Origin of the sequence: Planktothrix paucivesiculata PCC 9631, from assembly GCF_900009265.2 — a bacterium.
Taxonomy (GTDB): Bacteria; Cyanobacteriota; Cyanobacteriia; order Cyanobacteriales; family Microcoleaceae; genus Planktothrix; species Planktothrix paucivesiculata.
Genome location: NZ_LR734990.1, coordinates 1 through 12,028 on the forward strand (window position 1 = coordinate 1; position 12,028 = coordinate 12,028).

Annotated in this window: 7 protein-coding genes; 3 read left to right on the top strand and 4 right to left on the bottom strand. The window is 40.0% G+C overall.

What is annotated here, in order from left to right:
- Positions 1–85 precede the first annotated feature (85 nt).
- From PL9631_RS02325 to coaE, 4 genes are all read right to left on the bottom strand, one after another.
- The gene (locus PL9631_RS02325; RefSeq protein WP_083616592.1) at positions 86–1,903 is read right to left on the bottom strand and encodes an AAA family ATPase; all 1,818 of its coding nucleotides are present in this window, start codon (positions 1,901–1,903) and stop codon (positions 86–88) included.
- A 100-nt stretch (positions 1,904–2,003) separates the two neighbouring features.
- Positions 2,004–2,450, bottom strand: coding sequence for a T3SS (YopN, CesT) and YbjN peptide-binding chaperone 1 (locus PL9631_RS02330; RefSeq protein ID WP_083616594.1), 447 nt, complete (start codon positions 2,448–2,450; stop codon positions 2,004–2,006).
- Between the two features lie 444 nt (positions 2,451–2,894).
- Positions 2,895–3,245, bottom strand: a complete 351-nt coding sequence (gene psb28 / locus PL9631_RS02335) for a photosystem II reaction center protein Psb28 (protein ID WP_083616596.1) — start codon at positions 3,243–3,245, stop codon at positions 2,895–2,897.
- A gap of 78 nt (positions 3,246–3,323) precedes the next feature.
- A complete protein-coding gene (coaE, locus tag PL9631_RS02340) occupies positions 3,324–3,965 on the bottom strand; it encodes a dephospho-CoA kinase (RefSeq protein WP_407947569.1) in 642 nt (213 codons plus the stop codon).
- A 113-nt stretch (positions 3,966–4,078) separates the two neighbouring features.
- On the opposite strand from coaE, the gene PL9631_RS02345 reads away from it, so the two are divergent.
- The 3 genes from PL9631_RS02345 (at position 4,079) to gltD (ending at position 11,807) form a co-directional block, all read left to right on the top strand.
- A complete protein-coding gene (locus PL9631_RS02345) occupies positions 4,079–9,403 on the top strand; it encodes a CHAT domain-containing protein (protein ID WP_083616598.1) in 5,325 nt (1,774 codons plus the stop codon).
- Positions 9,404–9,481: 78 nt separating this feature from the next.
- Complete coding sequence (locus tag PL9631_RS02350) at positions 9,482–10,045, top strand: Uma2 family endonuclease (RefSeq protein ID WP_083616600.1); 564 nt, start codon at positions 9,482–9,484, stop codon at positions 10,043–10,045.
- A gap of 277 nt (positions 10,046–10,322) precedes the next feature.
- Positions 10,323–11,807 (top strand): glutamate synthase small subunit, encoded by a 1,485-nt coding sequence (gene gltD / locus PL9631_RS02355; RefSeq protein WP_083616602.1) that lies wholly within the window; start codon positions 10,323–10,325, stop codon positions 11,805–11,807.
- Positions 11,808–12,028: the final 221 nt, after the last annotated feature.

Below are 12,028 nucleotides of genomic sequence, written 5' to 3' on the forward strand. Positions count from 1 at the left end.
GCTATCAATAGTAGGGGTAATTCATGAATTACCCCTACATCTAGGGTTACATCCCCAAATTTGCGTAAGTCCTGATACTTTTAAATCAAGATTTGGATTGAGTTCGATGTAAGAGTAATCCTTCATATCCTAATCGGAAATCTTCAGGGGTAATTGAAATTTCTTTCGGATCTGTTAACCCTTCCCGACGATAGCGACGAATGGCTTCTAAGGCGGCTTGATTACTGAATAACGCTAAATCTGCTCCATTCCAACCTTCTGTTTTTGTCGCCCAATCGGTTAAATTAATATCAACTAAAGGACGGTTTTTATTATGAACTTGCAGGATCGCTAAACGACTATTAACATCGGGTAAATCGACTTTTAATTGTAGGTCTAATCGTCCGGCTCTTAATAGGGCGGGATCGATGGCTTCGGGGCGGTTTGTAGCTCCAATTAATAAGACTTCAGAACTATTTTGTAACCCGTCTAATTCGGTTAATAATTGTCCAACCACGCGATCGCTTACCCCGGAATCTCCCATGTAAGCCCCCCGGATCGGAGCTAAACTATCAATTTCATCAATAAAAATAACACAAGGCGAGGCTTGTCTAGCTTTAGCAAATAATTCCCGCACGGCAGCTTCGGCGGCACCGACCCAACGGGTTAATAATTCCGGCCCATTCACTGCAATAAAATTAGCCCGAGATTGAGATGCGATCGCTTTTGCTAATAAAGTTTTACCCGTCCCGGGTGGCCCCCAAAGTAAAATTCCCCGGGGGGCTTTGGCTCCGGTTTGTTGATACAATTCCGGGTAAAGTAACTGACCTTCTACAGAATCCTGTAAGGTTTGTTTAATGCTTTCTAAACCGCCAATTTGTTCCCATGAAATATTAGGGTTTTCCACTTCTACCGATCGCAAAACCGAAGGCTTAATTTCCGTTAAAGCGGTGATAAAATCCTGTTGATTAATATAGAGTTGATCGGGAACGGGTGCTTCTAAAGCGGGAACCTGACGACGTAAAGCAGTATAGGCGGCGGCTTGACAAGTAGCTTTTAAATCGGCCCCGACAAATCCCACGGACAAATCGGCAATTTCTGCTAAATTAACGGTTTGTAAGGGCATGGATTTTGTTAGAATGGTAAGAATTTCTAAGCGCCCATTTCTATCAGGAACTCGAAAGCGAATTTCTTGATCAAATCTCCCCGGACGTCGTAGGGCGGGATCAATCGCATCGGGGCGATTTGTTGAGGCTAAAACAATCACGCCTGGGGTTTTGGCAAAACCATCCATTAATCCTAATAATTGAGCGACTAACCGTTTTTCTACTTCCCCTTCGACTTGGGAGCGATGGGGGGCTAAACTATCAATTTCATCAATAAAAATAATACAAGGGGCTGATTTCGCGGCTTTCTCAAAAATTTGTCTTAATTTGGCCTCGGCTTCCCCATAATATTTGCCCATCACTTCCGGGCCAACAATGGCAATATAACTAACTCCTAATTCTTCAGCAAAAGCCCTGGCGGTTAAGGTTTTGCCCGTTCCTGGTGGCCCCACAAATAACACCCCGCGAGGGGGTTCTAGGCCTAATTTTGCTAACAATTCAGGACGTTTTAAAGGTAATTCTACTAATTCCCGTAATTGTTGTATCACATCTCCTAACCCTCCCACTTCTGAAATATTGCATGGGGAATAAGAATTTGGAGGGGAAAAATCAGGGTTTTCCGAGGGGGTGTCAGCCGAGGGGGGAGTAATAATAACAGAACGGAATTCGGTATTATTTCTGGGTATATTCCCCGTCCTAGGAATACTGGTGCGAGAACCGATTTGTACGTCGGTTTTAATTTCCCCACTTTTTATTTTTTCATCTAAAGTTTTTGCCAGTTCAAATAATTGATCAAACCCATCGAATAAATTACTCATTTTAAAACCTGATTAAAAAATAGGGTTACGGGCGGATTTATTTAAGTTAATTATAACTGAAAAATATAATTAAAACCGCCCATAAAACCGTTAATTATTTTTAACTTGAGATCCGATCTAAAGCCCGTCTTCCTCCCCAACGTTCTACAATTTTGTCGTCATAATCATCGGCAATTTCTAACACGGCATTCACGGAGGCTTCTAATTCTAATTTATCGCAGGTGGAACCGACAATCGTATGCTCAAAAATAATATCTCCTTGTTCATCAATACCAAAGGCTCCAAATCTCATAATATAATTTTCTCGGAGGAGAAAATGTAATAAATCAGGAGAAAGTTCTACATCTGTGACCACATAAGACCGAGCATTAATGATGGCATCATCTTTTTCCCAAGGAAACACAAAGACCTCAACTAAGGCTGAACCCATGACCATTGCTAATCCGGGGACATCTTCTCTAGCACAAGGAAATTTGCCATATAACTCTCGCATCCAGGTGGCAACTTTGTTATAACAGGCTTCTTGTATTGCACTTTGAAATTGCATTTTTAGCTTTCTCCTTGAGCTTTTTCCTAAGTTTTAACATCTTTGGGGGGATTAGAAGCTTGGTTTGTATTATTTCTCAACACGTCAACAGGAAACCAGGAAGTCCCCATGATTAAAATTAGGGGATGGGGAGAATCACGCATTCAAACTGGGTTACACTGAGATATAGTTAATCCTAAGTTGAGTTTGATTGGAGAGTAAACCATGGATGAAATTGCAATCACAAATGCTAAATTAATTGCTCAATTGATTACCGCCCTGGGTTCATTGGGCTTTTTCTTTGTTACGTTTCAAGCGTTAAAACAATTAGAAAAATAGGATTTAGGACTTGCTATGGCGTGTTCTAGGCTGTCATAATTTTCCATTTTAAATTATCTGTAGGGGTAATTCATGAATTACGCCTACAGATAGGATTATGCCTAAGTTTTGAGATCATCTATTTTTTTAGGTAGACTGGAATTGGAATCCATTCTCATCGGCATAACGATTTAAAAACCTCATGACTCGTTCAAAAATATCTTCCGAGTACACTTCAAAGTAACATTCAATTTTAGAAAGATCTTCATTTTCTGCATAGAAGAACCTGACATTGCTGGGGGTAACTTTGATTTCTCCCTCCTCATCGCGTAACCATAAATTCGTGATTTGTTTCCGATAGGCTCTTAATCTTTCTATCGCTTGAAGGCGCTCAAATAGCAAGACAACAATTTTTGTTTCGGAGTCTTTGCGTTTCCGCAGACTAATCCCGCTAATTTCCTCGTCTAATCCATCGATAAACTGTACAGAGGTAATCATAATTTTTCCTCTCTGACTTTGCTCTATTTTATCCTATTTTTAAGAAAAACTCAATTTTTTTAGGTTTCAGGTGATATTTTATCTCTGAATAGCTGCATCCACTTGTTTAAAAAGTTCTGAAGGAGTTGAAGAATTGTATAAAATTATATCCGCCCGTTGACATTTTGCTTCTAAAGACATTTGACTATTGATTTTAGCTTCAGCTTCTTCCTGGGTTAAATTTCGACCCGAATCAATTTTTTCTCGTTCTATCAACCTCAGATACTGCTGTTCAATAGAACAATAAACAACCCAAATCTCCGTCACTAAATCCGTCATTTCCGCTTCAAAGAGTAATGGAATCGCTAAAACCCCATCGGCGTAGGGGGATGGGTTGCCATCAGGAGTCGGAATTTTTCCCGCCTTTAATTGTTGAATATTGTGAACAAAACAATCACGCACAAAGGGATGAATCCTTTGCTCTAGCCAGGTTCGCTCTGATGAGTTCGAGAAAATCAGACTGGCTAATTTCTGGCGATTTAAGTTACCATCATAAAGTAGAATATCCCTCCCATAGCGGTCAACAATTTGTTGGAGAACGGATGAACCGGGTTTCACCGCCTCTCGCGCATATAAATCCGCATCCCAAATGGGAATTTGGTAAGTCGTCGCCAGATAATTGGATACGGTGGTTTTCCCGGTTCCTATTCCGCCTGTAAGACCAATTAAACGCATAATCATGTTTTTAAATCTATAATACTATTTCTAATAGTAATAGTCTATCTGGGTGGCTTCTGTGAAAAATAAATAGTAGATTCCCTTTCGGTAATTGTTTATTAAAGGCATAAACCCTTATGCAGCCTGGACGTTTTGTTAAGTTAGTTTTCATCTCCCTGCCTTTAACTGGATTTTGGACGGTGGGGATGAATGGGTTCTCGGATTTTTTGAGTTATACTCTTAAAATTAATCTTCCCATAAACCGAGTTTTTGCCCAATCCATTGTTCCCGAACCTAATACTACAAATACCCTGACCAATTCCGTTAATAATCGTGTGGATATTACGGGCGGTCAACAGTCAGGAGATGGGAGAAATTTATTTCATAGTTTTACTCAATTTAATGTTCCACCCGGTCAAATTGCCAATTTTGTTTCTAATAATTCGATTCAAAATATTTTAAGCCGTGTCGTGGGTGGACAGCCTTCCTTAATTGAAGGTTTAATTAAAGTGACTGGGGGCAACTCTAACCTATTTATTTTAAACCCCTCTGGAATTATTTTTGGGCCGGAAGCGCGTTTAGATGTTCCGGGTTCGTTTACCGCCACAACCGCTACAGGTATAGGATTTAATTCCGGTTTATTTAATAGCTTAGGGTCTAATGATTATAATAGCCTTTCAGGAGAAACCAATAGTTTTCTGTTCTCCACATCTAACCCCGGTAATATTGTTAATTATGGAGAACTTACGGTTTCCCAGGGACAAACCTTAACTTTAGTGGGGGGAAATGTGATTAATACTGGAACCCTGAATGCCCCCGCCGGACAAATTACAATTGCAGCTATTGAAGGAAATAATTTAGTTAGAATTAGTCAAACCGGATATTTACTTAACCTAGAAATTGAAACCATTACACCCAATTATGGTAATGATAAATCCGTAATTAATCCCCTAGATTTACCCAAATTATTAACCGGAAGCTCAGAACAAAATCAAGCCTCTGTTGTTAATGTTTTATCCGATGGGACGGTAGAATTAAGCGCTTCTAATACTCGATTTCCGTCTCAAGGGGGAGTGGCTTTAGTTTCCGGTTTTTTGGATACCAGAAATACCAATTTTAATTCATCGTCCCCTAATCCTCCTCAAGTTAATATTATTGGCAATGATATTCAGTTATTTAATGCAAAAGTTGATGTTTCTGCGGCTAATGGGGGAGGCACAGTTAGAATTGGAAGTGATGATCAAGAAAATGGTCTTTTTCCCACGGCTTCCCGTACCGTTATTAATGAACAATCGATTATTCTAGCCGATGGCTTAACCGATGGAAACGGCGGAAAAATAGTGATTGGAGCCAATGATTTAACTCAATTTTTGGGTAATATTAGCGCTCAAGGATTTTCTAATTCTAACAGCACTCAAAGATTGGGAGGATTTGCTACAATTACTAGCCAGAATGATCTCAATATAGCTGGAAATATTAATCTAAAAACCACAAATTTAACCCCGGGAACTTTGTTGATTAATGCTCCAGAAATCAATATTGGAAATCCCGAGCAAAACTCAGCTAATATCACCCTATCCGATCAAACCTTAGAAAATTTTGCTCCTACAGCAAATGTAGTTATACAAGCAGAAAATAGTATTAATATTGGCAATCTAACTGACAATAAATTAAACTTTCCTACCGCCACTGGAACCCTAACTTTTACTGCCGATGCGGATCAATCTGGGAGTGGTAATTTTACTATGAATTCAGGAAATACTCTCCAGACTTCCGGTGGGTCAATTGTAATTACTGGGGTGAATTTAATTACCGGAGATATTATTACCCAAGGAGGAAATTTAGACCTAACCACAACTAATAATGGAGCAATTCGGACTGAAAACCTATCGACTTCTGCGAGTACCCGAGGCGGGAACATAACCCTTAAAAGTGATCGAGATATTATTACTAATACTCTCTCCACCCGTGCGATCGCAAATGGCACTGGTGGTAATCTCAATCTGAACGCATTAAACCGGATTCAAACTAATAGTATTAATACTTCTGGCAGTTCTAAAGCGGGAGATATTACCCTCAGTAGTTCCCAAGGGGATATTATTTTAGAGGGAAATTCTTATGCTATTGATGCAACTTCTAGTGAAGGTTCAGGGGGAAATATATTAATTAATACCCCCAGGACTTTAAGCACAAGTTTAATCGATACTAGAGGAGGAGAAACCGGAGGAAATATTATCCTCAATGCCGAATTAGAAGTGGAAACCAAAGGACTCAGAACCGGAACATTTGATACTGTAGAAACTGGTACGGGAAATATTGAAATTACCAGTGATGAAATTAATTTGACGGGGGAAGAAAACTCAATTCAAGGTCAAGGTCAAATTAGATTACAACCCGCAACGGCGGCTCAAGATATTGAAGTCGCAGGTCAAGACCATAATTCAGAACTCACCTTAAATTTAACCTCTGGTGATTTAAACCGTTTAGAAAATGGATTTCAAGAAATTATTATCGGTGGAAATCAAGGCAATGGAACTATTTTTCTTGCTGGAGATATTGCTTTCAAAGATCCGATTATTATCCAATCTCCTCGGGGAATGATTGCCAGTGGAACAGCCTTTCGAGAACAATTTTATAGTTTAACGGGTTTAGATAATGCTAGTTTTAAACTATCGGCATTAGAAAATATTACCGTGGGGAACTTAATTACTAATGGTCAAAATATTTCGCTGACCAGTGAATCTGGGACGGTTTCTACTCAACAGATATCAACAGGAAATTCCGCCTCTGCTACGATTCATTTAACCGGAACAGAAGTTAATTTATTAGGAGGACTAAATTCTGTTCAAAGTTCGGGAGTTGTAATTTTACAACCCAGTCGCAGCACCCAAGCTATGACTTTAGGGGGGACAGAAAATGCCTCTAGTTTTGATGTGAGTAGTGGAGATTTAGAAGCCTTAAGCAATGGATTTAGTCAAATTAGAATTGGCCGTGGAGATAGTACGAATACCCTCACTTTAGGCGGAGATTTTACCGTTTATGATCCGATTAATTTACAAGCACAATCGATTATTGGAACAGGTGGGATTACGGGAGTTGATAATGGGTCAGTTGCCTTGAGCGCCGGATCAAATATTTTAATTGGGGATATCAGTACGCGAGGAGGAAGTATTCAAATTACCAGTTCTCAAGGAGAAATTCGCACAGGATCGTTACAATTATTATCGGAAAATCAAAAACCTGAAAATATTAATTTATCGGCATTAGGTAATATTGAAACTGGAGAAATTCGTTTTGTAAATCAGGATAATATAAATCAAAATAGTGGGGTTTTATTAAATAATCAAGATATTAATTTAAACAGTCGTAATGGAGGCATTAGAGTTAATGGTCAGATTTTTAATTCATCCACGGAGGGTGATCAGGTAGCGATTGAATTGTTTGCATCTGGAAATATTATCACCGGGGATATTAAAGCCTCTCGAGGAATTAATCTTAATAGCTCGACGGGCAGCATACAATCAGGAAACTTAAATTCAGTCGGAATTAGAGAAGGAGGAAATATTTTTCTGTTTGCAGGTAATCGTATTAATACTGGACGAATTAACGCGAGTGCTACGGAAGGAAAAAGTGGAAATATTTCTTTAAATTCCAGCCAAGATATTGATGTTATTTTTCTGCGGGCGGAAGCGGGAAGCCAAGGCGGTGATATTGGAATTTCAACCCGTGGGTTATTTAGAGCAACAGGAGTTTTTAATAGTCGAAATCAAGTCAATGCCAGTATTTCCACCGTAGGAGGAGAAAAAAGCGGTTTAATTGCCCTACAACAAGGGGGCGATTATTGTAGCACGGCTGAATGTAGTAATATTCCTTTTACCATCGGAAATCCACTGTTAAATGGGACGGCTGGAGCGATTACTGATGGCAATTTAGTTAGTATTTTACCTGCAACTAATTCCACATCTAATCCTAATCAATCAACAGGAGAAACCCAAGCTATTGTTAATCAAATTAATTCTGAATTACAAGGGACTAATCCAGAAACTCCTACCTCCCCCATACCCTCTCAAGCGGATAGTACAACACCCGTTTTAACCGAGGCAACCTCCGATTCTGTACTGGAGAATACCTCCGATATTTCATCAAATTCTCAGGAACCTTTAGAATCCTTAGAAAACCCTATAATTCCTTTAAATACTCCCACCATTCCCACGGATCAAATAGGGTCAAGTTCTATCCTTTCTTCCTTAGCTCAAATTGATACGTTTCGAGGAATTGAATTTTCTAACTATTTAGGTTCAGATTCAAAAAATACCCCAATAACTAATCAAGGGATTCGTAAAACATTAAATGAAATTTATAAATTAACCGGATATAAAACCTCTATTATCTATGTATCGAGTCAATCCAATCAATTAGAATTAAGGTTGATTTTACCCAACGGACAACCTGTATTTAAAAGTATTCCTGTTCCTCGAGAAACAGTATTAAAAACCGCCAGAACTTTTTCTAATCAAATCCGTTCCCCTGAAAATTTAGAGGATACTCGCTATAAAGAAAATGGTAAACAATTATATGAATGGTTAATTGAACCCCTAGTAAGCCAATTAGAAGCCGAGGGAATTAATACCTTAGTTTTTTCGATGGATACGGGATTAAGAACCTTACCCTTAGCCGCCTTATATGACGGAAAACAATTTTTGTTAGAACGCTATAGTTTAGGACTCATTCCGAGTTTAAGTTTAACAGATACTCGCTATGTTAATATTAATAAATCCAGGGTATTAGCGATGGGAGCCTCTATTTTTACCGACTCTAATCAACCCTCTCTCCCCGCAGTCCCGATGGAGTTAGAATTAATTATTAACCAAAATACTTGGAAAGGAAAATCATTTTTAAATGAAGATTTTACCGTTAATAATCTCATCTCTCAACGCAGTCAAAATCAATTTTCAATTGTGCATTTAGCTACCCATGGAGAATTTCAGACTTCTGGGTCTGACCAATCTTATATTCAATTTTGGGATCAAAAATTACGGTTAAATCAACTTAGAAATCTGAAGTTAAATCAGCCTCCCGTAGAATTATTAGTTTTGAGCGCTTGTACAACAGCCGTGGGCGATGAAAAAGCAGAATTAGGGTTTGCGGGGTTAGCGATTCAAGCTGGGGTTAAATCAGCTTTAGCGAGTTTATGGTATGTTAGTGATGCGGGTACTTTAGGGTTAATGAATACGTTTTATCAAGCCCTATCAACCAGTCCAATTAAAGCAGAAGCTCTACGACAAGCTCAACTGGGAATGTTACAGGGAAAAGTTCGTTTAGAACAGGGTTATTTAATCAATGAAACCGGAACTAATACGGCTAAAATTCCCCTACCTCCAGAAATTGCTTCCCGTGGAAATGTTGATTTATCTCATCCTTTTTATTGGGCAGGTTTTACTTTAATTGGTAGTCCTTGGTAAAATTATATTCTGATCAGCTATACTGTGATTATCTCTCAAATCAATGATTAAATATACAAAAATCAAGGTACTAAATCCATGGTACAAACCCCATATAAAATCATCACTGTAGCAGAGTTTCTGAAACAACCTGAAACCAAACCTGCCAGCGAATATATTGAAGGTCAAATTATCCAGAAACCTATGCCACAAGGAAAACATAGTACAATTCAAGGTGAACTTGTTACCGCCATTAACGCTATTTTAAAACCTGCCAAAATTGCCCGGGCATTTCCTGAACTGCGGTGTACCTTTGAAGAACGTTCAATTGTTCCTGATGTTTCTGTTTTTACTTGGGATAGAATTCCTCGTGATCATAATGGTGCAATTGCCAATATTTTTTTAATAGCACCGGACTGGATGATTGAAATTTTATCGCCGGATCAAAGTCCAACAAAAGTGATTAAAAAAATTCTCTATTGTCTAAATCATCAAACTCAAATGGCTTGGTTAATTGATCCTGAAGAACAATCTATCTTTGTTTATCATGCTCAACAACAAACAGAAGTCTTTGAACAACCAGAATCACTAATATCTGTTCCCCCATTTGCCACGGATATTAAACTAACAGTTGGCGAGTTATTCGCTTGGCTGTTAGAATAAAAAAGATTATATATTGTTAATCAATATTTAAAAATATGGCAATTAACCCTAAAAATACTCTACAATTCAATAAGGTAAATTGCCGCCAGGGGAATTAAACTCTAAAAACTATTGTCATCAATTGTTGACGGTTGACGAACCAAACACTGAGCTAATCGGGAAAACTAGGAATCTGAGTTGTTCAGCAACAGCTATATTAATATATTGAACAATCTTGACCGTGAATATCGATTAAGATGACTAACCACCAATACTCAAAAGTTTAACGGAAACAACTATGGGAAAACCGACCGGCTTCTTAGAATATCTGCGGGAGTTACCGTCTGAACTCGCCCCCCTTGACCGGGTTCATAACTGGGATGAGTTTCATCTGCCCATGGAAGATGACAAACTTCGCACCCAAGCCGCCCGGTGTATGGACTGCGGCACGCCCTTTTGCCATACGGGAACAATTATTAGTGGCATGGCCAGTGGTTGTCCCATCAATAACCTGATCCCCGAATGGAATGATTTAATCTATCGGGGACTGTGGAAAGAGGCCCTAGACCGTCTGCACAAAACCAACAATTTCCCCGAATTTACGGGTCGGGTTTGCCCGGCACCTTGCGAGGGTTCCTGTGTTTTGGGCATTCATAACCCTCCGGTGACGATTAAAAATATTGAATGTTCGATTATTGATAAGGGTTGGGAGGAAGGCTGGATCACCCCAGAACCCCCATCTAAACGCACTGGAAAGAAAGTCGCGGTGATTGGTTCTGGCCCGGCGGGATTATCGGCGGCGGCCCAACTGAATAAAGCGGGTCATTGGGTGACGGTTTTTGAACGGGCTGATCGTCCAGGGGGCCTGTTAATGTACGGTATCCCGAACATGAAGTTGGATAAGGAACAGGTGGTTTTGCGGCGTCTGAAGGTCTTGGAAGACGAGGGCGTTAAGTTTATTTGCAATACGGAAGTAGGTAAGGACTTTCCCGCCGAAAATTTGTTAAAAGAGTTTGATGCGGTACTTTTATGTACTGGAGCCACTAAACCACGGGATCTGCCGATTGAAGGGCGCGACCTCAAGGGGATTCATTTTGCCATGGAGTTCCTCACTGCTAATACCCAGGCGGTTTTAAATAAGCAACCCGGCAGTGATTTCATCTCCGCTCAAGGTAAAGATGTGGTGATTATTGGGGGTGGGGATACGGGGACGGACTGCGTAGGGACGTCTATTCGTCACGGTTGCAATACGGTTGTCCAGTTGGAAATTCTGCCCCAACCTCCTTCGGAACGGGCTGCTAATAATCCTTGGCCGGAGTGGCCGAAGGTTTATAAAATGGATTATGGCCAGGAGGAAGCCGCGGCAAAATTTGGCTCCGATCCTCGGGTTTATCTAACCACTGCAACTAAGTTTGAAGGGGATGAAAATGGCTATGTTAAAGCCATTCATACCGTTGAAGTGGCATGGGCGAAAAATGAGCAGGGGCAATTTATTCCTAAGCATATTCCCGGCACGGAAAAGGTGACTCCCACCCAATTAGTGTTACTGGCGATGGGATTTCTGGGGCCGGAACAACCGTTATTAGACAGTTTGGGTTTAGAACGGGATGCCCGCAGTAATGTTAATGCTGAACACGGCAAGTATGCTACCAGTATTCCGGGGGTATTTGCGGCGGGGGATTGTCGTCGGGGCCAAAGCCTTGTGGTTTGGGCGTTTAATGAGGGCCGTGGGGCTGCCCGGGAATGTGATTTATATTTGATGGGACAGACGGATTTGCCTTAATTTGTAATTAGAAATCCCTCCTGTTTTTGGGGGGATTTTTGAACCACAAAGACACGAAGGGGAATTTAAGTTGCGATCGCTTTTAGATTACACAGGACTTACGCAGCTACGCATAGCGTAGCGTAGCCGTGTATGGAAAATCGCGTTTTCACACTCGGCGGGTATGGAACCCAACTGAACAATTTAAAAACAGACAATAATCAATGTTAAAATAGGAAGAT

Coding starts and splice junctions, on each gene's coding strand:
- coaE (WP_407947569.1), bottom strand. CDS start 3,965: ATGATTATGCGTTTAATTGGTCTTACAGGCGGAATAGGAACCGGGAAA.
- PL9631_RS02345 (WP_083616598.1), top strand. CDS start 4,079: ATGCAGCCTGGACGTTTTGTTAAGTTAGTTTTCATCTCCCTGCCTTTA.
- gltD (WP_083616602.1), top strand. CDS start 10,323: ATGGGAAAACCGACCGGCTTCTTAGAATATCTGCGGGAGTTACCGTCT.
- PL9631_RS02350 (WP_083616600.1), top strand. CDS start 9,482: ATGGTACAAACCCCATATAAAATCATCACTGTAGCAGAGTTTCTGAAA.
- PL9631_RS02330 (WP_083616594.1), bottom strand. CDS start 2,450: ATGCAATTTCAAAGTGCAATACAAGAAGCCTGTTATAACAAAGTTGCC.
- psb28 (WP_083616596.1), bottom strand. CDS start 3,245: ATGATTACCTCTGTACAGTTTATCGATGGATTAGACGAGGAAATTAGC.
- PL9631_RS02325 (WP_083616592.1), bottom strand. CDS start 1,903: ATGAGTAATTTATTCGATGGGTTTGATCAATTATTTGAACTGGCAAAA.